This is a genomic window from Sorangium sp. So ce448 (assembly GCF_051520915.1).
GTDB classification, from domain to species: Bacteria; Myxococcota_A; Polyangia; order Polyangiales; family Polyangiaceae; genus Sorangium; species Sorangium cellulosum_B.
On record NZ_CP150343.1, the window covers coordinates 11,721,672 to 11,745,493 of the forward strand.

16 protein-coding genes are annotated in these 23,822 nt (G+C 72.4%); 10 read left to right on the forward strand and 6 right to left on the reverse strand.

Annotated features, from left to right (window positions below; genetic code table 11):
• Positions 1-97 precede the first annotated feature (97 nt).
• The 6 genes from WMF45_RS44375 (at position 98) to WMF45_RS44400 (ending at position 5,207) form a co-directional block, all read left to right on the forward strand.
• The gene (locus WMF45_RS44375; RefSeq protein WP_437712746.1) at positions 98-1,204 is read left to right on the forward strand and encodes a hypothetical protein; all 1,107 of its coding nucleotides are present in this window, start codon (positions 98-100) and stop codon (positions 1,202-1,204) included.
• Between the two features lie 37 nt (positions 1,205-1,241).
• Entirely contained in the window at positions 1,242-1,787 is a 546-nt protein-coding gene (gene rsmD / locus WMF45_RS44380) for a 16S rRNA (guanine(966)-N(2))-methyltransferase RsmD (protein WP_437712748.1), read from the forward strand.
• Between the two features lie 252 nt (positions 1,788-2,039).
• A complete protein-coding gene (locus WMF45_RS44385; RefSeq protein ID WP_437712750.1) occupies positions 2,040-2,582 on the forward strand; it encodes an AgmX/PglI C-terminal domain-containing protein in 543 nt (180 codons plus the stop codon).
• Positions 2,583-2,592: 10 nt separating this feature from the next.
• Positions 2,593-3,021, forward strand: a complete 429-nt coding sequence (locus WMF45_RS44390; RefSeq protein WP_437712752.1) for a hypothetical protein — start codon at positions 2,593-2,595, stop codon at positions 3,019-3,021.
• Positions 3,022-3,042: 21 nt separating this feature from the next.
• A complete protein-coding gene (gene truA / locus WMF45_RS44395; RefSeq protein ID WP_437712754.1) occupies positions 3,043-3,921 on the forward strand; it encodes a tRNA pseudouridine(38-40) synthase TruA in 879 nt (292 codons plus the stop codon).
• 83 nt (positions 3,922-4,004) lie between these two features.
• Entirely contained in the window at positions 4,005-5,207 is a 1,203-nt protein-coding gene (locus tag WMF45_RS44400; RefSeq protein WP_437712756.1) for an exo-beta-N-acetylmuramidase NamZ family protein, read from the forward strand.
• Positions 5,208-5,223: 16 nt separating this feature from the next.
• Here the strand turns inward: WMF45_RS44400 and WMF45_RS44405 are convergent, their stop codons facing one another.
• The gene (locus WMF45_RS44405; RefSeq protein WP_437712758.1) at positions 5,224-5,610 is read right to left on the reverse strand and encodes an SPW repeat domain-containing protein; all 387 of its coding nucleotides are present in this window, start codon (positions 5,608-5,610) and stop codon (positions 5,224-5,226) included.
• A gap of 450 nt (positions 5,611-6,060) precedes the next feature.
• Entirely contained in the window at positions 6,061-6,609 is a 549-nt protein-coding gene (locus tag WMF45_RS44410) for an HD domain-containing protein (RefSeq protein ID WP_437712760.1), read from the reverse strand.
• 628 nt (positions 6,610-7,237) lie between these two features.
• Between WMF45_RS44410 and WMF45_RS44415 the strand changes: the two genes are divergently transcribed.
• Together WMF45_RS44415 and WMF45_RS44420 are read left to right on the forward strand one after the other, a co-directional pair.
• Complete coding sequence (locus WMF45_RS44415; RefSeq protein ID WP_437712762.1) at positions 7,238-9,070, forward strand: OmpA family protein; 1,833 nt, start codon at positions 7,238-7,240, stop codon at positions 9,068-9,070.
• Positions 9,067-10,797: a DUF3344 domain-containing protein gene (locus tag WMF45_RS44420; protein ID WP_437712764.1), complete on the forward strand. Its 1,731-nt coding sequence runs from the start codon at positions 9,067-9,069 to the stop codon at positions 10,795-10,797. Before WMF45_RS44415 ends, WMF45_RS44420 begins: the two co-directional genes overlap by 4 nt.
• Before the next feature lie 15 nt (positions 10,798-10,812).
• Here WMF45_RS44420 and WMF45_RS44425 read toward each other — a convergent pair whose 3' ends face one another.
• The 3 genes from WMF45_RS44425 to WMF45_RS44435 form a co-directional block, all read right to left on the reverse strand.
• The gene (locus WMF45_RS44425; RefSeq protein ID WP_437712766.1) at positions 10,813-11,847 is read right to left on the reverse strand and encodes an Rpn family recombination-promoting nuclease/putative transposase; all 1,035 of its coding nucleotides are present in this window, start codon (positions 11,845-11,847) and stop codon (positions 10,813-10,815) included.
• A gap of 894 nt (positions 11,848-12,741) precedes the next feature.
• Positions 12,742-14,730: a zinc-ribbon domain-containing protein gene (locus WMF45_RS44430; protein WP_437712768.1), complete on the reverse strand. Its 1,989-nt coding sequence runs from the start codon at positions 14,728-14,730 to the stop codon at positions 12,742-12,744.
• A 212-nt stretch (positions 14,731-14,942) separates the two neighbouring features.
• A complete protein-coding gene (locus WMF45_RS44435) occupies positions 14,943-16,367 on the reverse strand; it encodes a hypothetical protein (protein WP_437712770.1) in 1,425 nt (474 codons plus the stop codon).
• 1,037 nt (positions 16,368-17,404) lie between these two features.
• Here WMF45_RS44435 and WMF45_RS44440 point away from each other — a divergent pair.
• Both WMF45_RS44440 and WMF45_RS44445 read left to right on the forward strand, forming a co-directional pair.
• Entirely contained in the window at positions 17,405-19,726 is a 2,322-nt protein-coding gene (locus WMF45_RS44440) for an SdrD B-like domain-containing protein (protein WP_437712772.1), read from the forward strand.
• A 459-nt stretch (positions 19,727-20,185) separates the two neighbouring features.
• Positions 20,186-20,656: a response regulator gene (locus tag WMF45_RS44445; protein ID WP_437295895.1), complete on the forward strand. Its 471-nt coding sequence runs from the start codon at positions 20,186-20,188 to the stop codon at positions 20,654-20,656.
• Between the two features lie 65 nt (positions 20,657-20,721).
• Here the strand turns inward: WMF45_RS44445 and WMF45_RS44450 are convergent, their stop codons facing one another.
• Entirely contained in the window at positions 20,722-23,628 is a 2,907-nt protein-coding gene (locus tag WMF45_RS44450) for an Eco57I restriction-modification methylase domain-containing protein (RefSeq protein ID WP_437712774.1), read from the reverse strand.
• Between the last annotated feature and the right edge of the window lie 194 nt (positions 23,629-23,822).

Genomic DNA, 23,822 nt, shown 5'->3' on the forward strand with positions numbered 1-23,822 from the left:
TCACGGATTGCCTTCCTGGCCGCCGGGCGGGTAACTTGGGCGCGTGGAGCCCAGGACCACATTGATGACGCGCGCACAGAGGACCGGTCTCGCTGCCGTGGTGGCCCTCCTCGCCTGCAGCAACGCCGCCCGTGCGGCGGAGCCGTCGCCCACCGCCCTGCCGATCACCGTCGTCGTCCTCCGGACAGACGACGCCTACGACCAGGCCGGCGCGCTGACCCAGGCGCTCCGCTCCGCGATCAAGGACGCCCCGGGGTGGTCGGTCCGCGAGGAGGATTTCTCGCTCGAGGTCCTGACGCTCTCCCTCCAGTGCGACGATCGGCCCGACGCGGGCTGCCAGGCCCGCATCGCCGACCAGATCAAGAGCGACCGCTACATCTGGGGCATGCTCCGCAAGAGCGACACCGAGGTCGAGGGCGAGCTGCACCTCTGGACCCGCGGCAAGCCGGAATCGAGCGTGCCGGTGAAGTACAGCGCCAACCTCACCGAGGCCAACGACGAGCCGCTCCGCAAGATCGCCGCGGAGGCGATCGCGAAGCTGACCGGTGGGCCGCCGAGCGGCGCTCTTCGCGTGAGGACGGGCGCCGCGCAGGCGAGCGTCTTCATCGACGGAAAGCCCGCCGGCAACGTGCACAACGGCGAGGCGACCTTCACGGTCACGGCCGGGCCGCACGACGTGCGCGTGAAGTCGGCCGGCTTCCTCGACTCCCAGGCGTCGGTCGTGGTCCTGCCCGTCGCCACGACGGACGTCGCGCTCAGCCAGATGCCAGCCGAATCGACGCAGACCAACTGGAAGCGCATGGGCGGGTTCATCGGCCTCGGCGCGGGGGCGGTGTTCGGCTCCGTCGCCGTCATCAGCTCCGTCCAGGTCGCGAGCATCCAGAACGACGCGCGGTACGTGGCCTATCGAGGGCTGTTCATGGAGAACGTCGAGGACGTCTGCGCGCTCGAGAACCGCAGGGCCATCCAGGACGACTTCACCGCCGACGCGAAGACCGCCCGCAGGGGCATCGATCTCTGCGAGAGGGCCGACACGTTCATGGCGCTCCAGTACGTCTTCTACCCGCTGGCGGTGGCGTCCGCGGGTGTCGGCGCGTACCTGCTCGTGACGAGCGACGGCCAGCGCGCGGAGCGCGCCGGCTGGAGCGTGCAGCCCAGCGTCGGCCTCGGCGGCGGCGGCGTCGACGTGACGTACCGCTGGTGAGCTCTGCCTCGCTGCCCGCGATGACGGGGGGACGACCGTGCGGGTGATCGCCGGCCGGCTCGGCGGGCGGAGGCTCGCCGCGCCGCGCGGCGAGGGCACGCGGCCGACGGCGGACCGCGTGCGCGAGGCGCTCTTCTCCTCGCTCGGCGACGTCACCGGCGCGCTCGTCTGCGACCTGTACGCCGGCACCGGCGCGCTCGGCATCGAGGCGCTCTCGCGCGGCGCGCGGCGCGCGGTCTTCGTCGAGAGCGGCCGCCCCGCGCTCGCCGTGCTCCGCGAGAACCTCGCCGCGCTCGGCCTCGACGAGGCGGCGCGGGTCGTCCCGCTCCCCGTCGAGCGCGCGCTCGATCTGCTCCGCGACGAGGGCCCCTTCGACCTCGCCCTGCTCGATCCGCCCTACGCCGTCCTGGCCAAGGCCGCCGCCGCGGCCGCGCGCCTCGCCGGCCCGCTCGGCTTGCTCGCCCCGGAAGGGCGCCTCGTCCTCGAGCACGCGCGCCGCGATCCCTCCCCGGAGATCGCCGGGCTCACCTGCACCGCGAGCCGCGCCTACGGTGACACCGCGGTGTCGTTCTACACGCGCTGAGCCACCTGCGCGCGGCGCTGTCGCGTTCATCCGGGGCGCATCCAGTTTCCTGGCGCGCTTCCCTGCCCGCCCTTGTAGACTCGCCCCCGCCGGACGCGCCCGCGTCTCGGCTCCGGCGCACGACGGTCCCGCCGAAGCGGCCGGACCTCGCGCGTCTCTCCGGGAGGACTTCTCAACGTGTCCGCATCGATGCCTCCGTCGTCCCAGCAGATCCCGGGAAAATCCGGCGGCCCTGGGCCTTACATCGCAGGAATGGTCGTCCTTGCTGCGCTCATGGCGGGCCTGCTCTACTGGAAGCTTCGCCCGGAGCCGGCCGCGCCGCCGGCCGCGCCGACCGCCGCTGTCCCCGCCGAGACGAAGCCCGCGGAGCCTCCGCCGCTGTTCGCGCCCCCGCCGCCGCCGCCCGTCGAGGAGGTCGAGGACGCCGGCGTGGACGCCGGCAAGGTCGCGTCGGGGCAGGCCCCGGCCGCCACCGGCAAGTCGCCTTGCTCCGGCAAGTGCGGCGACGGCGCGACCTCGCCCGCGCTCGACTCGGCCGTCCTGGGGCTCGCCCGCTCGGCGCAGGGTTGTTATAACCGCGCGCTGCGCACCTCGGAGGTCTCCGGCAAGCTGACGGTGAGCGTGCAGGTCGCCTCCAACGGCGCGGTGTGCAGCGCCTCGATCCTCAACGACACGGTGGGCTCGGGCGAGATTGCGTCTTGCGTCCTGGGACGTTTCCGCGGCAAATCACTGCCTCCGCCGCAGAGCGGATGCGTCGTGGTGAACGTTCCGATCAACTTCACCATCAAGCAATAGGAAGCAGCCGATGCGAACGCTCCCCACCCGGATGGCCAGCTTGCTCCTCCTCGCGCTCGCGCTCGCGCCGCTCGTCCTGCAGAGCGCCGCGTGCCACGTCGATGAAGGAACCACGGCGCTCTGCGACAACAACGTCAACGCCGACCAGGGAATCGAGAACGATCGGGCCGGCTGCTATCAGCTCCCGGCCTGCGTGGTGAATGGCCAGCTGTCGGCCCCTGAGGAGTGCTGCAAGAACGCGGAGGGCCTCGTCAACCTGGAGTGCGTCAAGGGGTATGCGTCGCGGACCTCCTCGGCCAGCACGGGCGGCGACGGCGGCTCGGACGGCGACGGGGGAAGCGGCGGCTCGGGTGGTGCCGGCGGCTCGGGTGGTGCCGGCGGCTCGGGCGGTGCCGGCGGCTCGGGCGGCGCGGGCGGCGCCGGGGGGAGCGGCGGCTAGGCCGCGCGCGTCGATCGCGCCGTGGCGAGGAGCGCCGCTTCGAGCCGGGGGATCCTGCTCTCGGTCGCCTACGATGGGCGCCCGTTCGCGGGCTTCGCCCGCCAGCGCGACCAGCGCACGGTCTCGGGAGAGCTGCTCGGGGCGCTGCGCGTCATCGACCCCGGCATCCGCGAGATCCGCGGCGCGAGCCGCACCGACGCGGGCGTCCACGCGCGCGACCAGCGGGTCGCCTTCGACACGACAGCGCCGCTGCCGCCGCGCGGCTGGGTGCTCGCGACGGCGCGCCACCTCCCGGAAGAGATCGTGATCCGGCGCGCGGCCGTGGTGCGCCTCGGGTTCTCGCCGCGCTTCGAGAGCCTCCGCAAGCGCTACCGCTACCTGGTCCTCCGGGACCTGGTCCGCGACCCGTTCCTCAGCCGTCGCGCCTGGCGGGTCGAGGGCATCACGGACGAGGCGATCGAGCGGGCGCGCGCCGAGGCGCTCGCCGCGAAGGGCACCCACGACTTCGCCGCGTTCCGGACGAGCGCGGACGAGCGGACGACCACGGTGCGGACGCTGTACGGCGTCGAGCTGTCGCTCGATCCCGCGGACCCGCGCGTCGTGCGGATCGACGTCGAGGGGAACGCGTTCCTGCACAACATGGTGCGCATCCTGGTCGGCACCTTGATGGACGTGGCGCGCGGCCACCTCGCGCCCGGCGCGATCGCGCGCGCGCTCTCGTCGCTGGACCGGCGCGACGCAGGGATCACGGCGCCGCCGGACGGGCTCTACCTCGAGCGCATCCACCTGCGCGACGACGGGCAGGAGGCCTGGCCGGCGGGGCCCTCCGACGGAGGCTCGGCGGACGACGGCGCGCCGATGGACCTCGGCGCGCCGGCGGACAGCACCCCCGAGGAGTGACGCCGCCCGTCGCCGCGCGCGCGTCACACAGAATCCAACGCGGACGCATGGACGGCCCGCGCTGGCCTTGGTAGCACAGCGACGTGCACGTCGGACTGGACCGCCTCCCGGATCTTCCGCAGCTCCAGCGCCTCCGTTCGACTCGCCTGGGGGTGCTTGCGCACCCGGCGAGCGTCGATCGCGAGCTGACCCACATCGCCTTCGTCCTCGAGCGCCTCCGCCTGCGCCCGCGCCTCTTCTTCGGCCCGGAGCACGGCTATGGCGGCGAGGCGCAGGACATGGCGACGGTGATGAGCAGCGTCGACGCGCGCTCCGGCGCGGGCATCGTCAGCCTGTACGGCGAGAGCTTCGAGGATCTCTCGCCTTCCGCGGCGGATCTCGCGCAGATCGACGTGCTCCTCATCGATCTCGCCGACGTCGGCGCGCGGTACTACACGTTCGTCTGGACGGCGCTCCTCGCGCTGCGGGCGGCCCACGCGGCGGGCGTGCACGTCGTGCTGCTCGACCGGCCGAACCCCCTCGGGGGCGCGGCGGAGAGCGTCGAGGGCGCGACGCAGGCGCCGGGGTTCCTGTCGTTCGTGGGCCTGGAGCCGGTGCCCATCCGCCACTCGCTCACGGTGGGCGAGCTGGTCGCGCTCTTCGCGCGGCGCGAGGGCATCCCGCTCGGCGACGTCGCCTGCGGGCTGCAGGTCGTGGCGGTCGAGGGTCACCGCCGCGAGGCGCTCGCGTCCGGGTGGGATCGCCCGTTCGTCTTGCCGTCGCCCAACATGCCGACGGCGGACACCGCGCTCGTCTACCCGGGCGGCTGCCTGCTGGAGGGGACGAACCTGTCGGAGGGCCGCGGCACGACGCGCCCGTTCGAGATCGTGGGCGCCCCCTGGCTCGACGGCCGCGATCTCGCCGCGCGCCTCGCGTCCACGGCGCTGCCGGGCTTCGTCGCGCGGCCGCTCACCTTCCGGCCCACCTTCCAGAAGCACGCGGGCAAGATCTGCGGCGGCGTCCAGATCCACGTCACCGATCCGCGCGCCTTCCTCCCGGTCGCGACGTACGTCGCGCTCATCGCGTTCGCCTGCAGGCAGCAGCCCGAGCAGTTCCGCTTCCGCACCGAGCGGTACGAGTACGTCGACACGATCCCGGCCTTCGATCTGCTCACCGGCTCCGCCGCCGCGCGCCTCGCCATCGCGGCCGGCGAGGATCCGCTGGCGATCGCCATGGAGGTGTCGCGCGCGGATCCGGCCTGGCCCGAGGTGATGCGGGAGGCGCAGGCGGCCGTCTCCGCCTGCTGAGCGCCGCCCGCGCGGCTCAGCGATCGTAGCGGTCGTACCGCTCCTGCCGGGAGGCGGCGCCTGTCGAGTACCTCGTGGTGAGGGCGACGAGCACGAGCGCGAGCCCGGCGACCACGAAGAAGGTCCGCGCCGGGAGCTCGGCGGAGAACCCGAACAGCCAGGGGGACGCGAGGAGCGCGGCGGCGAGGGAGGTCTCCAGCGCGCCGTGCACCGAAAACGGGATCATCCTGGCCGCGCCGAGCGGCTGATCGGACAGCAGCGTCACGACGAGGTGCGCCACGGCGGCGACGTAGCAGACCGCCGTGGGCACCGGATCGAGGCGGAGCGCGAGCGGCGCGAGCGCGAGCAGGACGACGACCGCGTAATCGACGTATCCATGGTGGCGGGGAGATAGAAGCTTCATCGGTGCCTCCTTGGAGGAGCTCCCCTCGGCCGGTGCATCGCATGTGCCGGTGAGCGGCCGTGGACGCGCGCGCCCCGGCCGCTCCGGAACGCAGCGCCGGCCGGGATCAGGGTGGTTGTCGCTCGCCCGGGACGGGTAGGAGGGGTGCTCGTCGTGCTCACATCGAGGGAGCGGAGGGCGCGAGTGACCCCGATCGGGTACGGAGCGGGGCGGGGCGGCTCACGGGAGCTCTGGGCCCTTCGCGCTTGCTCTCGCCGAGCGCGCAGCCCCGAGAGGGCCTCTCCGGAGTCCGGCGCGCGTCGCCGTCACCTCGTGCACGTTCGCGACACACCGTGTCTCCGAGGCCTCGATCTCCAGGATCTCCTGGCCGCGGGCGGAGCTCCGCTCGCCGCCGAGCCCGAGGCTCCGGAGCGCGTCGTCGAGCCCCCCGCGGATCCGGCGCTCAGCCGCTCAGCCGATCGACAGGAGCTCGTCGAGCACGGCCCCGTACTCGTCGAGCAGCGGGTGCGGCGGCAGGCCGCGGCACATCGCGCGCAGCTGTTCGAACCTCGCGATCTGCATGTCCCTGCCGCGCTTGAACATCGACCACGGATCGCCGTGCTCGCGCGCGCAGACGATGATCGACTGGAAGTTGTCTATCTTGTCAGCCAGCGTGATCGCCTGCGCTTCCCAGGGCTTCTTCGGGAACGCCTCGAGATAGAGCCGCTTGCGGTCTTCCCAGGGCAGCGCCCTGTCCTGCTCGGTCACGTGGCGGACGAGCGTGGCGACGCGATCGCCGAAGCGCTGGCTCAGCTCGTCGAACGTGACGCCCTGGTCCTCCATCGCGTCGTGCAGCGCGCCGGCCGCGACGACCTCGTCGTCGAAGCCGTGGCGCGCGAGCAGGACCGCCACGCCGGCGAGGTGGCTGATGTAGGGGACGTCGGCGTTCGGATACTTGCGCTTCTGGGCTCGATGCCAGACCGCCGCCTGGTCGAGCGCGCGCTTGAGGAGGGTGCCCATCGCGATGTCCCGCCAACCATAGCCGCTCGGCGTCCAGAGCGCAGGCGCCCGAGCGCCCCCTGTCCCGTCCGGCAGGTCCTCCGTCCGGATCGGACCCCGCGCCGTTCGAGGCGCGCCCTCGAAGGCCGCGCCGGTTCGAGCGCCCGGCGCGCCGCGAGCTCGGTGAGCGGCGTGCGCCGAGCGCGCTCGCCGCGCGGCGGACAGGCGCCACGAGGGGCGCGCCGGGCGAGGCGTGCGGCGCGCCGGCGCGGCGACAGGGGCTCTCCCGGCCCTCTCTGCGGCTCGACGGTCCCTCTCTTTGCAGTCGTCCGGCGGGCAGCGTGGGATATCCGATCTTTGGACGAGGCCCGCTTCGCCCGCGCGGCACGGCCCGCTCGCGGCGGCGTCGCTGCGATGAAGCGCGCGCCGCCTGCGCGCGATCGCCTCTCGTTCGTTCAGCGGATCGGGGAATGGCGCCGGGGGTGGCGCGGAATGGTCGGGGAATGGTCCGGGGAGGTGCGCGCAAGTCCTACGAACATGCGGACGACGTCGCTCGTTGCTCAAGACTCCGCACTTGCCGACCTGTATACTCGTCCGCGACAGCGTCTTATATCGTCATGCGAAACCCGCCGATGCAGGGTGCCACCTCATGAGACTTTGGCCTCTCCGTTCGCTTGCCGCCGCGCTGGCCGCTCTCGTCGTTGCCCCTCTCCTTCCCGCGCCCGCGTACGGGCAGGACGCGCCGGTCAACCCCGGGGGCATGGCCCTGAGCCGCTTCGTGCCGGCGCCGGCCGGGGATCGCATGTTCAGCGTGCCGTCGCCGTTCGTGGCAGGGCACCTCACACCGCATGTGATGCTGCTCGCCGATTACGCGAGCAACCCGCTGGTCCTGCGGCGCGAGCGCGACGGCGCGGAGATCGGCGCGGTCGTCAGCGATCAGCTCACGTTCCACCTGGGCGCGTCGCTCCCGCTCTGGAACAAGCTGAGCGTCGACCTCGATGCGCCGCTCACCGCGCTGCAGTCCGGGGAGAGCCCGAGCGGCGGCGGCCAGCAGTTCCCGTCGCCGAGCGGCGCGGCGCTCGGCGACGTGCGGCTCGGCGCGCGCTTTCAGATCCATGGCGCGTACCACGACCCGTTCCAGCTCGCCGTCGGCGCCTACCTCTGGTTGCCGACCGGCGCGGACGACTCGTTCGTGAGCGACGGGAGCGTCCGGGCGATGCCGTATGTAGCGGCCGGCGGCCGCATGGATCGGCTCGTCTGGTCGACCGCGCTGGGCACCGAGGTCCGGCGCTCCCAGTCGTTCGGCGGCGTGGCGCAGGGGACGATGCTCACGCTGGGCGGCGGCGTCGGGTTCCTCGCGCTGGACGGCCGGCTCCAGGTGGGGCCGGAGCTCAGCGCCGCGATGGTGCTCGAGGACATCAGCAGTCGCTCGACCAACGCGGAGCTCCTCCTCGACGCGAGGTATCGATTCCTGCCCTTCATGGAGGCGGGCATCGGCGTCGGGCCGGGGATCACCTCGGGGATCGGGACGCCGGACGTGCGCGCCGTCGCGATGGCCGCCTTCACGCCGGAGCAACCGACCGACCGGGACAGGGACGGCATCGGCGACCCCGAGGACGCGTGCCCGAGCGTGCCGGGCGTGCGCAGCGGCGACCCGAAGAAGAACGGCTGCCCGCCGCCGCCGGACCGCGATGCCGACGGCATCGTCGACGCCGAGGACGCCTGCCCCGCCGTCGCCGGCGTGCGCAGCGACGACCCGAAGAAGAACGGCTGCCCGCCGCCGCCGGACCGCGACGCCGACGGCATCGTCGACGCCGAGGACGCCTGCCCCGCCGTCGCCGGCGTGCGCAGCGACGACCCGAAGAAGAACGGCTGCCCGCAGGACCGGGACGACGACGGCGTGGCCGACGCCGAGGACGCCTGCCCTGACGTCAAGGGGCTCCGCTCGAAGGACCCGGCGAAGAACGGCTGCCCGCGCGACACCGACGGCGACACGTTCCGCGACGACACGGACGCCTGCCCGCGGGAGAAGGGCTTCGCGGATCCGGACCCGGAGAAGCACGGCTGCCCGAAGGCGGTGCGCGTGACCGAGAAGCACGTCGTGATCCTCCAGCAGGTGCAGTTCGACACGGACAAGGCCACCATCAAGCCGGTGAGCGATCCGCTGCTCGACGAGGTCGCCGAGGTGCTGAAGGAGCACCCGGAGATCGTGCTCATCGAGATCCAGGGTCACACCGACAACCGGGGCACGGTGGAGCACAACAGGATCCTGTCGCAGAACCGCGCCAACTCCGTCATGGCGGCGCTGGTCCGCCGCGGCATCGATTCGACGCGGCTGACGGCCCAGGGTTACGGCCGGGAGCAGCCCATCGACGACAACGCGACGGAGGCCGGGAGGCAGCGGAACCGACGAGTCCAGTTCAACATCATCAAGAAGGCCGCGTACAAGCCGCAGGCTGATGAGACCGGAGAGGATCGATGAGAAAGCAGTTGAGCATCACGGGGCTCGCGTCCCTCACGCTGATCGGGCTCACGACCGCCAGCGCGACGGCCGAGCCCAAGCTGCGTGTACAGGTCGATCAGCAGGGCGACTTCGCCCTCATCGGGAGCTCGATCGGGCAGGAGTGCCGCTCCGCGACGCCGAGGCCCACGGAGGGCACGATGGGCGCATGCGGCCAGTCGACCGTCGAGTCGGGGCCCGATCTCTTCTGGCGGTCCGACTCGCCTGCTGACGGCCAGGCGGAGGCGAGCCTCGATATCACCCCGGAGATGGCGCGCACGACCGCGGTGCTGACGCTGCCCGAGGGGGCGACGGTGACGCACGCGTTCCTGTACTGGGCCGCGCGCAACACCGCCGGCGCCGATCCGGAGGTGGAGCTCCACCACGCGGGCGGCTACGACGGCACGGTGACCGCCATCGACTCGGTCGAGACGGTGATCAACCAGGGGAAACCCAACGAGTCGCACAACTACCAGTCCGTCGCCGACATCACCTCGATCGTGAAGGAGAGCGGCGCCGGGGCCTACCGGGTCGGCGGCGTGGACGTCGTCGACGTGAGGGACAGCGACGACGACGTTGTCTTCGTGGCGTGGTGGATGGTCGTGTTCTACGAGGCGCCGAGATCGCCGATGCGCAACCTCGCGCTGTTCGACGGGCTCGACCGGGTCTCCAACGTGGGATGGCAGCAGGTCGAGCTCTCGGGCTTCAAGGTGCCCGACGCCGGCTTCGTGGCGAAGCTGGGCATCGTCGCGTTCGAGGGTGACAACTCGAACACCGGTGACAGCGTGTTCTTCAACCCCAAGAACCCGGGGAAGCCCGATCTGGCCGAGGCGCTGAGCGACGAGCTGAACCCCGCGGACAACTTCTTCAACAGCACCCGTTCTGCGCTCGGGAAGCCGGTGTCGGTGGAGGGTGATCTCCCGAGGATCCCGGGCACGCCTCAGAGCATGTCGGGGGTCGACATCGACATCGTGGATGTCAGCGCGAAGCTCAAGCCGGGGGACGATCGGGCCACGCTCGTCGCCACGAGCAGGGACGAGCTCTATTTCCTCGCGGGGTGGGTGACGTCGATCTCCAACTATGGCCCTGATTTCAGCAAATCGAGCAAGGTGGCCACGGATCTCGGCGGGCTGCCGACCTACCGCGGGGACGCCGTCGAATACCGCATCACGGCGACGAACACGGGCAATGACGAGGCCGTGGGCGCGGTGCTGACGGACGCGCTGCCTGCCGGGGTGACGTTCGTCCCTGGCTCGCTGTCGATCGTCGATGGGCCGAACGCCGGTCCCCAGACGGACGCGCCTGGCGACGACCTCGGGCAGTACGATCCCGCGACGCGGACTGTCACGTTCTGGCTCGGGGATGGGGCGGACGGCGCGAAGGGCGGGAGCATCCCTGTCGACGGCAGCGTCACGGTGCGCTTCGAGGTGACGGTCGACGCGGACGCGCCGGACCTCATCAAGAACCAGGCGAAGATCGCCGCGGCGGGCGCGTTCGGCGCGCCGGTCAGCGCCGATCCGACGGACGGCAACGGCGACGCCCCGGGCGCGCCGCCGACCGAGGTCGCCGTTGTGCCGGAGTCTTTCTACGCGGCCGGCAGCGGCATGCTCGGCCCCTGCGCGGCCAGCCCGCGAGGCCGGGATGGGAGCGCCGGCTGGCTCGCGGGGCTCGCGCTGGCAGGTCTGCTCTACCGGCGGCGCAGGGGGTAGACGATCACCGCCGCGTCAGCGCTCGGCCAAGGCGTCGTCGAGCGTGGGCGCGGTGAGCACACGCTCGGTCCAGCCTTCGATCTGCGCGGCGTCGGCGGCGCGGATGCGCGCCTCGATCGGCTGCGGCAGCTCGCCGAAGCGCAGCCGGAGCAGCTTCAGCAACGTGCTCCGCTGCCCCTCGAGCCGGCCCTCTCGCTCACCTGCCAGCCGGCCCTCTCGCTCGCCTGCCAGCCGGCCCTCTCGCTCGCCTGCCAGCCGGCCCTCCTCGCGAAGGTAATCTGCGATGGTCACGATCTCCTCCTCGGCATCCGGTCCCGCCGCCACGAGCAGCCTCGGCAGCAGCTTGTCGGGCTGCCGCGGGTCGGCGATGCTCAAGATATACCGCCACACGCGCACGAGCGCAGCCCCTCCGTGAGGCGCCCGACGCACCTCCTGGACCACGTCGCGCCACGCCGAAAGGCGCTCCACCAGATCCTCGGGATCGCGCGCATGCCGGAAGCACCACAGCACCAGCCGCCCCAGCGCCGTCATCGCCCGCGCGCGTAGCGCCGCGTCCGTCTCCTGGCTGATGTCGTCCAGCACGAAGCGGAACTGCGGCACATACTCGGCCATCAGTGACAGAGTCCCCGGCGGTACGTTCAGCAGATCCTGGAACGAAACCGCCGCGCTCCAGCCACCCTCGCTGTGATGCAGCACCACCGGCAGGATCGCCGGGAGGAGCGTCGCCCTCGGGTGGCGCTCCAGATAACCTTGCCAGATCCGCACCATGTACGTGAGCAGCCGAAACGCCATCAGCGGGTGCGTCGTGCTCTGGTGCTCGAAGAGCACATAGACGAACAGCGACGCTCGCTCCAGCCTGGCGGTGAAGAGCAGATCGCTGTGGCTCGCGGCGAGCGCCTCGTCGATGAAGCTGCCAGGTTGCAACGCCAGCGACGCAAAGTCGATGTGGGTCGCCAGGGTGGCAGGCAACGCCTGGCGCAGCGCCGCAGCCGCGTGCTCTGGCTGGCTGAACGTGGACTTGAACAGAGCGTCATGAGGGGTGGGCGTCATCGTTCACCACCGCCCCCGGCGCGCACCTTGGCGGCGAGAATCACGTGCACGCCCATGGGTCGATCCTCCTGGCCGGCGTGTGCAACCGGCCGTCGTGATGGGGCAAGCGCCTCCGCGGCGCGGAAAACAAGCGTCTGTCTTGCACCGCCCACTATGGAGTCGGCGGCGCGCCGTCTCTGAGGCCGATTCGCTAGCAAGTCGCAGACGGGTTGACCATGAAAAAGAAATCTATTTTCGGACACGATTCATGAGATGACATCGAGCGGTGCCGCGCAATTACGACAAGGCAAGCCATCTCATCTCTCAATCGTCCCTCACACGCGCACGTGCTGCTGGCCCAACCTGGCTCGGTTGCCTCAAGTCAGCGTTGCCGTCCCGCAGGCCAACAGAAGGAATGGGTGTCATCGCGTGCCCACGAAGGCGCCGCGCACCGGCGACGTGGCTCCACCCCTGAATTACGGGGATATCTACCGAGTGATTTGGGATTGCGCTGAACAGGCGCTTTGCTCGCCATGCCGGGGAACCGTCCCCCTGGACCGCACCGTGGCTACCGCCCGAGCGGCTCTGCCCTGATCACGAGCACCGCCCATGTCGTCTCCTCCTCCCCGGTGAGACGGAAGCTCCGGGCGCGCATCGGAGGCCTTTCCGCGCCGCTGGCAGAGACCTTGGTGCGCGCGTCAGAAGCCTCCCGGCGCGCATCGGAGGCCTTTCCGCGCCGCTGGCAGAGACCTTGGTGCGCGCGTCAGAAGCCTCCCGGCGCGCAACGCAGGCCCTGCGCGCGACAGGAGCCCTCGGCCCCGCTGCCGCGGCGGGACCCCGCGCCTGAAGGAAGCCCTCCAGCACGCCGCGAGGGCCTCTCGCGGGCGCGTCCGCGCCCGTGCCGCGATCCGTTGATCAGTTGATGGTGAAGGACTTGCTGACGGAGACCGAGCCCCCGCCGAAGGCAGGCACCCGCGCGCTGCGGAACAGCCTGGCGACGCAGCCGCCGACGCTGGTCCCGGCGAAGGGCGCCCCCTGGACTTCGGCCGACGTGACGCTGCCGCTCGGCGCGAAGGTGACCTTGACCCTGCCGGTCCCGGTCGGTCCGCCGGCCTTCTTGCAGCTCTTGGCGGAGCCAGCGGCCGCGCCGAGCGCCGAGCTCGCGGCGCCACGGTTGAACTCGGCGCCACCGGACGCCGCCGGCTCCGGCTTCGATGCCGCCGGCTTCTCCGCCGCGGCAGCGGGCGCGGACGCCGGCTTCTCCGCCGCGGCGGGCGTCGCGGCGGCGGGCGTCGCCGCAGCAGGCGTCGCCGCGGCAGGCGTCGCGGCGCTCGGGGCCTCGGCGCTGGCGGTGGGCTCCGCGGACGGCGCCGCCGTCTCCGCCGTGGACGGCGTTGCCGCCGCAGCGGTCTCGGCAGGCGTCGGCGCCGGCGCCTCCGTCTGCGCAGGGCTCGGCACCTCGGCGGGGGCGGTGTTCGCCTGCTCCGGCGTGGCCGTCGACGCCTCCGGCGTCGGCGACTGCATGAAGAAGAAGGCGACGCCGCCAATCAGCACGACCGCGGCGATCGCGGCCGCGATCAGACCCGTGCGGCCCTTCTTGGTCGAGGCCTCCGGCGCCGTGAGCGGAGAGAGCGACGACAGCGACGCGGGCGGCACCGACGCCTTGGACGGAAGCGACATCGAGGGAGGCGGCCGCGAGTCCGTGACCGGCGCCAGCAACGGCGGCGGCGCGAGCATCGGCGCGGAGGCGATGGGGCCGCCGCCGAGGTTCAGCAGGTCGTCATAGCCGGCTCGACCGTTGTTCTTCGAGGGGCGGTTCGAGGGACGCCGGCCCGACGGGAGCTCGTCTTCTTCCTTCTGCTTGGCCGCCGCCGCGTTCTCGGTCGCGGTGAGCGCCGAGAGCGAGAAGAGGACCGAGTTCTCGTTGCGCTCGCCCACCTGGCGATCGAAGCCCGGCGGCGGGGCGGACGGGGCCGACGCGGCGGGTTCCTCGGCGCGCTCCGCGGCGCTGAAGACGTCGACCGCGGCCCCCCGGGCCGCGCGACGCGCAGCCGCTGGCGCCGGTGCGCCGCCTGGGGCCGGCGCCGCAGCCGCTGGGCTCGCCGGCGCCGCGGTCGCTGGGCTCGCCGGCGCCGCAGCTTCCGGGGCCTTCGCCGATGCGACGGCCGCAGGCGCCGGGGTCGCGGCCCCCGCCTGGTTCAGGGCGCGCCGCGAGTCCTTCATGACCACGGTCCCCTCGGGCCCGAACCTGAGCCCAGCAGGCGCCGGAGCCGTGGGGACCGGCGCAGCTGCAGCCGCGGGCGCCGGAGCGGCGGCCGGCGCAGAGACCCCTGCGGGCGGAGACGCCGCTGCGGCCGCCGGCGCAGCTGCAGCAGGGACGGCCGCGGCAGCGCGCGCAGCGGCAGCGGGCATGGGCGTCGCGATCGCGGGCGCCGCGGCAGCAGGCGCCGCCGCGGCGACGGCTGCTGCGGGCGCGGGCGCCGCGTCTTCCTGCGAGGAGAATCGCTCCTTGAGCTCCGGGACGCTGGCGATCGGCAGCCAGTCGCCCATCCCGTCCTTCCACACGTACGTGTCGTTGCTCAGGCCTCCGCGCGCGTACTCGGCCACGAGCTCGGCGGTCGTCATGGTCCGCTCGTCGCCCTCGGCGACGTTGACGGTCCACGTGTCGGGCGCCGCCGCGGGCGCGCCGCCCACGTCGGCCACGAGCTTCGCCTCGGCGTCATCCGACAGGTCGCCCTGCTGCTCCGCGGTCGCGTCCTGCGGTGCGGCCGGGGCAGCCTCATTCGCGCCGTGGACCACCATCGAGTGGTTGCACTTCTTGCATTTGATCTTGACCGTCTTGCCGGCGACTTTCTCGTCGGCAATCGTGTACTTGGCCTGGCACGACTCACACGTAATCTTCATGCGACTGTCGCCCTTCCCGTTCCGGCATGCGGGCATGGGTTCAACGACCACACACGCGCACGATCACGCGGCCCGGTCGGTCGACGCAGAATAGCGGGACGGCGCGAGGCCGATCAAGGCGGCGACTTCTTTTATGATCGGCGCCGGCGCAGCGCCGCGCGATGACGCAGCGCGCGTCCACGTCCGCGCGCGGCGCGCGCAGTGTGGCGCGATCAATTGAGCAGCAGCAGCTGGGTGCCGTCTTTCCCGCAGAACATCGCCTCGCTCGGATAGCGGTCGCCGCAGGTTGGGCAGATCTTTCCACGAGCCCGCAGCGTCGGCCGGACCGGCGCCGCGGCCGGCCCTGCGGCGCCCGCGAGCGAGGCCCCCGAGGGCCCCGGCGCGCCCTCGGCGCCTGCGCCGTCTGGCTCGCCGGCGGCGCCGGCCGTGGAGGCCGGGCCTTCCACTTCGCCTCCTGTCCGCCGGCGGCCTCGGCGGAGCAGGATCAACCCGGCAAATCCGAGGCAGGCCGCGACCCCGCCCACGATGGCCACGAACAGGTTCTTGCGCTGGCGTCCCAGGTCCTCGCCCGAGCTCGTGCGCCCGCCGATGGTGCCGGCCGCGATCACAACGACGGCGGCCTGCTCGCTCTCGCCGTCCTCGTTGAGCCCGCTCGCCGTGAGGAGCGCGTCGTAACGATCGGGGCTCGTCACCTCGATCGCGACGGTCACCCCCTTGCCGGCGACGGACGCGACGAGGCCGAGCGCCCCCTCGCCCGCGCCGGCGCCGAGCGAGAGGGCGCCTGTCGCGTCGACCGTCGCGGCGGACGCGAGCGGCCCCGGCGCGATCGACCACGTGGGCCTCGTCGGGAGCGCGCACCCCTCCGCATCCATGACCAGCGCGCGGAACTGGAAGCGTTCGCCCGGCCGCATGAGCTTGCGCGACGGCGTGACCTCGAGGCGCGCCGGCTCGCCGGGGGCGTCGCAGGAGCGCGAGGCCGCGGGCTTCTTCTCGGCTGCGGCGGGCGCCGCGGACGGAGCGCTCACGGCCGGCGGCGGAGCGCTCGCCACCGGCGGCGGGGCGCTCGCCGCGGGGGGCGCTTCGCCCTCGCGCCGGACGAGCGTGTAGGTCCGCGTCCTCGTGACGGAGGCGCTGCAGGTCGTGTCCTGGATGATGAACTGGTACTGCCCCGTCTCCACCATGTTGATGCTGGCGTCGGTCGCCTGGGTCGTGGTGGTGACCACGGCGCGGCGGGGATCGCTGGCCGGCGTCGTGCAGCGGGTCTGCCAGGAGCGCGCGTTGCCGGACGCCGAGTGCTTGCTCCGCGCGAGCCCGGGCATCTGCTCCCAGCACTCGGCGGTGCTCCACGACCGTCCGGCGCCCGAGATCGAGAGCTCCGAGCCGTGCTGCTGGATCTGCACGGCGCCGCCCGGGGCGCCTTGCGGGCGAGGCCTGGGCCCGCATGCCTGCCCCCAGGCGGAGACCGACCACTGTTCCGTGAGGGCGCTCGCGGTCCAGGACCCGCTCAGCGTCGGCAGGTCCTGCGCGGCGCCCGCGCGGGGGATGGCGACGGCGATGGCGATGGTCGCGAGCGACGCGAGCGACGCAAGGCGAAGCGCGTGGAGCGGGGCCGACGAGGCGAGCAGCGGGCGTCGCACAGGCGAACCGTAGCAGCGCCCGCGCGCGGGCGGCAGCCGGCAGGCTCGGAGCGCCGCCCGCGCAGCGCCGTGCGGCGCGAGGTGCGCGAGGCGCGAGGCGCGAGGCGCGAGGCGCGAGGCGCGAGGCGCGAGGCGCGAGGCGCGAGGCCAGATGACCGCAGCGAGCGGCGGCGCGGTCCGCTCGTTCCGCCACCGCGTCCAGGGCGGCGGGGCCCCGCAGGCCCGAGGCGCAGGTCACGGGCGCGCCTGTGTGTGACGAGCAACGCGTTACACGCAACCGCCCGGGGCCATCCTCACCAGGGCCCGAGAGCCACGAGAGCCACGAGAGCCACGAGAGCAAGAGCCGTACAAAATGCTCACGCCGCGAAAAAGGATCTGGACAGGCAAAGTAAAAGTTCGTTACATTGAAAGATGGTCCCGTGCGCATTCTGCATCAAATCTCGTCAGGCACTCCCGCGTACCTGATCCGATCCTGCTTGTCCCTCGACCCCTGCGAAGGGTCGGAGAGGGCTGCTGAGCGTCGCCGCACGCGCCGCGCGCCCCCTGCGAACCGCGAGCTGCGCACGCGCACCGGCCGTCGAGCTGGCGAGCGATCTGGCCCTCGAACTCGATGCGCCAGACTGCGCTCGTCTCCGCGAACCGTAACGAATCGTAACCAGACGCAAGCAGACGCAAGCAGACGCAAGCAGACGCAAGCAAACGCGACCAGACGCGAGCAAACCGCAAACAGCCAAAAAGCGTCACCGCACGACCCAAAATTGTCACTGCGCAACTCGATACTTTTCTCGCGCCTGCCGCCAAAAAGATCTGGACATCTCCACCTCTGAGTTGCTAACTTACACACTGTTACCTTGCGCATCCGCTCTCCGATCGAAGCAGAGGCACCCGCGTACTTGATTCGATCCTGATCAGCCCGCGGGGGCTCATTCCGACCGGAGCCCGCGAAACCGACCTCGCCTGACCCGTGTGTCATGGCGCCTGCTGTCCGGATGACGCTCCAGCAATGGTTCACCCGTGAGGACCTCGAGGAGCTACCAATGAAGCAGTTCGCAATCGCATCTTCTGTCGCGCTCGCCACGCTGTTCATCACCGCCACCGGCCTCGCCAACACGACCGCTCCGTCTCCCACCTGCACCGTGATCAAGCGGGGTGTCCTGGGCGACGTCTACAACGCCGAGATCTGGAGCCTCGCCCCGAGCTACCACGTCCCGACCCCGTTCGAGGTCAACACCGGGTACTCCAGCTCGGTCGGAGAGAAGCGCGCACTATTCCGCTTCGATCTCAGCCCCATCCCCGCCGGCTCTCTCGTCACGTCGGCCACGTTCTACGCCCAGACGTACACGAGCACCGCGCAGACCGTGTACGTCCACCAGGTGCTCGCCCCCTGGAGCGAGTCGCTCGTCACGTGGAACAACTTCGGCGGCATGGACCCCGCCGCGTTCACCTCGTTCGTGCCCAACGTCACCGGGTGGAGCTCGGTCGATCTCACCGGGATCGTGCAGGACTGGGTGGACGGGACGGCGCCGAGCCACGGGATCCTCCTCGAGGAGGGCGCCAGCGGGAAGACGTCGTACAAGGGCAGCGCCCACACCGATGTGTCTTACCGGCCTCTCCTCGAGGTCTGTTACACGGCGCCGAAGGGCTCGATCGGCGACAAGGTGTGGTTCGACGCCAACGCGGACGGCATCGAGGACGCCTCCGAGCTCGGCATCTCCGGCGTCGTCGTCGACCTCTTCGGCGACGCGAACTGCGACGGCGTCGCCGACGGCGCCCTGCTCCAGACGGCGGTGACCGGCGCGAACGGCGTCTACCGCTTCACCGAGCTCGAGGCGGGCTGTTACGTCGTCGACGTCGACGACGCGACGCTCCCGCTCGGCCATCTCCTGACCAGCGACGACGAGCCGCTCGGCGTGTCCCTCGACGCGGGTGAGAACGTGGCCAACGCCGACTTCGGTTACGTGACGTACTCGTCGATCGGTGACACGGTGTGGCTCGACAGCGACGCCGACGGGCTCTACGAGCCGGAGACCGGCGAGCTCGGCGTCAACGGCGTCCGTGTCGAGCTGTTCCAGGGGGCCCAGCTGGTCGACTTCACGATCACCGGCACGAGCCCCTACACCGGCCAGCCCGGCTTCTACCTCTTCGACACGCTCCCGGCGGGCACCTACTCCGTGGTCGTCACGCCCGACAACTTCATGGCGAGCGGTCCGCTCGCCGGACAGGAGCCGACGGCCGACCCCGACGGCGGGCTCGACAACGTGGGCGTTGTCTCGCTCGGCTGGGCACAGGACCTGCTCGACGCGGACTTCGGTTACCAGCTCTCCTGCGGCAACGGCGTCTGCGGCGGCGACGAGAGCTGTTCCAGCTGCGCCCTCGACTGCGGCACCTGCCCGCCGGTCTGCGGCAACGGCACCTGCGAGATCGGCGAGGACTGCGGGAGCTGCAGCGCCGACTGCGACGTCTGCCCGCCCGTCTGCGGCGACGGCACCTGCGACGCCAGCGAGAGCTGCAGCACCTGCGCGGCCGACTGCGGCACCTGCCCGCCGGTCTGCGGCAACGGCACCTGCGAGGCCGGCGAGGACTGCGGCACCTGCTCGGACGATTGCGGCGCCTGCCCCGCGGTCTGCGGCAACAACGTCTGCGAGAACGGCGAGGACTGCTCGAACTGCACAGGCGACTGCGGCGCTTGCCCCGCGGTCTGCGGCAACGGCGTCATCGAGGCCGGCGAGAACTGCCTCGAGTGCCCGAGCGACGTCGGCGTCTGCCCGCCGGTCTGCGGCAGCGGCGTCTGCGAGGCCGGTGAGACCTGCTCGAGCTGCGCGGCCGACTGCGGCGCCTGCCCGCCGGTCTGCGGCGACGGGGTCTGCAAGGCGGGCGTCGAGAACTGCTCGAGCTGCGCGGCCGACTGCGGCGTCTGCAAGTGCTCCTCCCCCGGCACCGGCTCCCCCGGCTACTGGAAGAACCACGCGAGCGCCTGGAAGATCACGAAGCTGACCATCGGCGGCAAGACCTATACGAAGGCTCAGCTCCTCGACATCATCAGCCGTCCGACCAAGGGTGACGTCACCTACATCATCGCGAAGCACCTCATCGTCGCCAAGCTCAACGTCGGTATCGGCAACCGGTCGAGCTGCATCGAGGACACCATCGCCAAGGCCGACGCATGGCTCAAGAAGTACCCGCTCGGCAGCAACGTGAAGGACAACTGCGGCAGGAACGCGCCGTGGGTGACCGGCAAGCCGCTGTCCGAGATGCTCGACAAGTACAACAACGGCTATCTCTGCGCCCCCCACCGCGACGACCTTGACTGCGAGGACAACCGCAACGATCGCGACCATCACCGCGGCTGCGGCCGCTGAGACGTAGACGCGAGCGCCCCCGGGCCAGCGCCCGCTCCAAGCGACCAGCCTGGAGAGCCGCCGTAGCTGGCCCAGCCCCTCCCCGCCTCCCCCTCCCCTCCGCCGTCGCTCTCCTCACCCCTGGCAGGGGGGCCGCCTCGTACGCGGGACGGAACGTCCCTCGACGCCCGCGGACACCCCCACACCCCCGCATGGGCGTGATCTGCCCCTCGCGCGGCAAAATGCCCCTGCCGCCCCGAGCAAAATGCCCCTGCCGCCCCGAAGGGAGCCCCTGCCGGCGCCGCCTATGCCTCGAACAGCGCCCCGCCAACGAGCGGGGTCGAGCCCGTCGAGACCGCTCCACCGCAAGACAGGACAGCATGGCACGGGCGCTGCAAATCCTGCGGGGCTGAGCTCCGAGGACCGCTGTAGACGGTCCAATGACACAGCGTTGGCGGGCCAGAAGAAGGAGAAGTTGCCATGAACCTGACGGAAAGCTGGATTGGCGATAAGCCCTTGGTCCCGCCTTGCGGCTTGTTCGGCAAAGGTCAGCATATCGTCCTGGCTGAAGACGACGAGGATTTCCGGTCCACGATCGCCATGGCGCTCCGCAGCGACGGGTTCGAGGTGTCCGAGGCGCGAAACGGCCTCGAGCTGCTCGACAAGGTGGCGCCCTGCCTCGGTGGGAACGAGCCCCCGAAGCCGATCGACGCGATCGTCAGCGATATCCAGATGCCCTGCTTCTCAGGGATGGAGATCCTGGAGGGCCTCGCCGAGGTGAGGCGGCGGCCGCCGGTCATCCTGATCACGGCGTTCGGCCACCCGCATCTCCACGCGACCGCGCGCAGCCTGGGCGCCTCGGCCGTGTTCGAGAAGCCGTTCGATCTGGACGATCTCCGCAGCGTGCTGTTCAACCTGAAGGACGCGCCCGGCTTCGACGGCGGTTACTGACGAGGACTGACAAGGACTGACAAGGACCAACGAGGGAGCGCTCCTCCGCGCGCCTCGGCCGCCGCTCAGCCGTCCGGCCGCGGGAGGGGGGTCGCCGCCGCCCAGCGCGCGACACAGCCCCGCTCCTCCTCGGTCATCTCCAGCATGTCCGCCACCATCCCGTCCAGGTGGCGCCGGGCGTCGGCCGGCAGGCCCGCGTTCGCCGGGCCGAGCTCCCGTCCGAGCGCGTCGAGCGCCGCGATCAGGGCGGCTCCCGCCGGCGGGGGCGCAGGGATCGCACGCAGGTGCGCGATCTTCACCTGCGGCATGCCCTCGCGCGCGTCCCGGTGACGCGTGTAATGCCACCAGCGGACGGGAGAGGAGTTGAGGTAACAGAGCAGCGCGAACTCGCTCCAGGTGGCGTCGGAGAAGCCGGCCAGGATCGAGTTGCGGAACGGGAGGCCGTCGCTCAGCGCGGCGATCGGATAGCGGGCGGTCTGGCGGATGAGGAGCCGCACCGCCTTCCAGTCCTCGTCCTTCCGGAAGCGGCCCTTCACGCCGGCGCGATCGACGTGGTGGCGCGGCGCGCGCGCGATCAGCTCGCCCACGTCGGTGCCCTCCCGGATGGGGCAGGTGTACGGCGGCTCCGGGGCGTCCGCGCGCCGGATGCGCTCGGCGTCCTCGGCCGTCGTCTGAAACCCGCGCTCGCCGAACAGGGCCGCCGGCAGCCGGGGCAGCGCGCCGAGCCGCTCGAGGAGCCGGCGGGACACGACGTCGAGATCCGAGCGCGCGAGCGGCCACGAGGCGGCCTCCGCCGCCCGCGGGGCGGCGAGGGCGAGGCGGGTCGAGAGGAGGCCCATGCACGGCTGGAACACGCCGTCGAAGGCGTCGCTGCCGAAGCTCGGAAGATCGGCGTCCACGGCGCAGAGCGCGTCGTGCGCGCGCCGCGTCGGGCCGTATCCATCGAGATCCGACACCGACGTCGGGATGACGAGGCCGAGCCGCCCGCCCGGCCGCAGCAGCGACGCGGCCCGGTGCACGAACAGGCCGTGCAGCGAGCGGTAGCCGTGGAACGCCGGGTTCCTCCGGAGGTGGAGGTGGAAGACCTCGGGCGTGATCGGCTGCGCCGCGCGGCCGACGTACGCGACCCAGGGCGGATTGCCGATCACGGCGTCGAAGCCCGGCTCGGGGCGATCGAAGACGGCGGGGAACGCGAGCTCCCAGTGCAGGAACCGGCGCTCCTCGGCGATACGCCGCGACAGCGCCGCCCGCGGATCGGCCGGCTCGCGCGCGGCGGCCATGTAGCCCGCGAACGTGGCTCTCGCCGGCGCCAGGGCCGCGAGCTCGCCCGCCGGCGGCCAGAACCACAGGGCCATCCAGGCGTCGAGCGCCGCCTGATCCGCTCCCTCGGCGCCCCCGGACCCGTCGCTGGGCGCTCCTTCGGTGGCCTCCGGCGGCGTGGGCTCCGGCGGCGTGGGCTCCGGCGGCGCGCCCTCCGGCGGCGCGCCCTCCGGCGGCGCGCCCTCGGGCCGCGGGTGCGCAGGAGCCTGCCGCAGCAGGGCCCGCCGCCTTTGCCGCTCCCCGGGGCCGCCGGGCAGCCTCGCGGCGGACGGGAAGCCGCCGACCTCCGCGCGCTCGGCGCCGATGAGGCTATCGCCGCAGCGGAGCTTGCCGTCGAGGAAGCTCAGCGGGAGCCGCGCGTCCTGCACGACGAGCCAGAGCGATAGCCTGGCGAGGTCGACCGCGAGCGGGTCGAGGTCGACGCCGTGCAGGCAGCGCTCCGCCACGAGCGCCATGGCGCGAGGGAGCGGCGGCTCGCCGGGGGCGAGGGGCGGCGCCGTGCAGGCGCTCTGCCATGCGTCGACGAGGCGCGCGGCGAGCTGGCGGCATGCCTCCACCAGGAACGCGCCGGACCCCATCGCGGGATCACACACGGCGAGCGCGAGGACATCCGCGGGCACCGCCGGCCGGCCGTCCCTGCCGAGCAGCGGCGACAGCGTGCGCTCGACGACATGCGACGTGATCTCCCGCGGCGTGTAGTACGAGCCCGCGCGCCGCCGGAGCTGCCCCGGCTGGAGGTAGAGCGCGCCCCGCGCGATCCGGTCCGGCTGCCGCGGCGACGCGCGGCGCGCGAGCGCCTGCGACAGCTCGGCCACGCTGCCGGCCGCGGCGACGCGCGCGGCCGGCCGCGCGCCGAGCTTCAGGTCCGCCACCTCCTCGAGCCGCGCGGGCCGGTCATGGCCGGGGAGGGCGAGGAGCGCCTCCAGATCCACGACGACGTGCGACGGCAAGAGCGCCATCGACTCGCCCTCGGCGATCTCGAGGTCAAAGGCGAGGAGGCCCTCGTAAAGCGTGCCGAGGTGCTCGACCTCGAGCTCGCCGTAGCGCAACGGCACGCCGTCGTGCACGAGGAGCGCCGAGAGCACCCGGTGGAGCGCGCCGTCGCTGAGCCACGGTCTCCCCTCCAGGAAGGGATGGGCGTCCGGATCGCAGAGGCCGCCGCGCGCGCCCCCGGGGCGGCGATCCCGGAGCGCGCAGAAGAGCGCCGCGATCCTCGCCCACGCGCCGTGGCGGCGCTCGAGGTCGCCCCCCTGCCGTCGCCGTTCTTCCTCGAGATCCTCGAAGAGCCGGGCGAGCGGCGCGCCGCCGCCTTCCACGCCGGCGAGCAGGCCGCGCGCCTCGGCGTAGAGGAGGAAGATGAGCCGCATCAACGCGGACACGAGGCCGGCGCGGAGGCGCCGCCGCCCTTCGGCGGAGCCGGCGCACGCGGCGTCGCCGCCCTGCGGATCCGCCGCCGCCTGAAAGCCGCGGAGGACCTCGCCGAGCGCGCCCTGCGCCTGATCGCGGAGCTGCCGCGCCACGCCGTCGGCGGACGGCGCGGATCCATCGAGGGACGCGCCCGTTCGCTTCGCGGCGCCGCGCGGGGCGAAGGCGCCGCCCCGTTCACGGTCGCGGCCCAGGGAGGCGCTGAGCTGAGGGCATTCCGAGGACACGCAGGTTCCGCAACAGCATTGCGGATGGGACGGGGTGCAGGCAAGCGCCCCGGCGCGGCGTCGCGCCGGCCCGCGCCAGCCCGCGGCCGGGCGCCCCGCCGCGCGAACGCCGCGGCGGGAGGAACGCCGAGAGAAGACCTCCATGTCCTGCCCCCTTGCGGCGATCTCGGCGCTTGCCGGTGTCGCTCCTCGCG

Coding starts and splice junctions, on each gene's coding strand:
- WMF45_RS44385 (WP_437712750.1), top strand. CDS start 2,040: ATGGTCGTCCTTGCTGCGCTCATGGCGGGCCTGCTCTACTGGAAGCTT.
- WMF45_RS44390 (WP_437712752.1), top strand. CDS start 2,593: ATGCGAACGCTCCCCACCCGGATGGCCAGCTTGCTCCTCCTCGCGCTC.
- WMF45_RS44405 (WP_437712758.1), bottom strand. CDS start 5,610: ATGAAGCTTCTATCTCCCCGCCACCATGGATACGTCGATTACGCGGTC.
- WMF45_RS44410 (WP_437712760.1), bottom strand. CDS start 6,609: ATGGGCACCCTCCTCAAGCGCGCGCTCGACCAGGCGGCGGTCTGGCAT.
- WMF45_RS44415 (WP_437712762.1), top strand. CDS start 7,238: ATGAGACTTTGGCCTCTCCGTTCGCTTGCCGCCGCGCTGGCCGCTCTC.
- WMF45_RS44420 (WP_437712764.1), top strand. CDS start 9,067: ATGAGAAAGCAGTTGAGCATCACGGGGCTCGCGTCCCTCACGCTGATC.
- WMF45_RS44425 (WP_437712766.1), bottom strand. CDS start 11,847: ATGACGCCCACCCCTCATGACGCTCTGTTCAAGTCCACGTTCAGCCAG.
- WMF45_RS44430 (WP_437712768.1), bottom strand. CDS start 14,730: ATGAAGATTACGTGTGAGTCGTGCCAGGCCAAGTACACGATTGCCGAC.
- WMF45_RS44440 (WP_437712772.1), top strand. CDS start 17,405: ATGAAGCAGTTCGCAATCGCATCTTCTGTCGCGCTCGCCACGCTGTTC.
- WMF45_RS44445 (WP_437295895.1), top strand. CDS start 20,186: ATGAACCTGACGGAAAGCTGGATTGGCGATAAGCCCTTGGTCCCGCCT.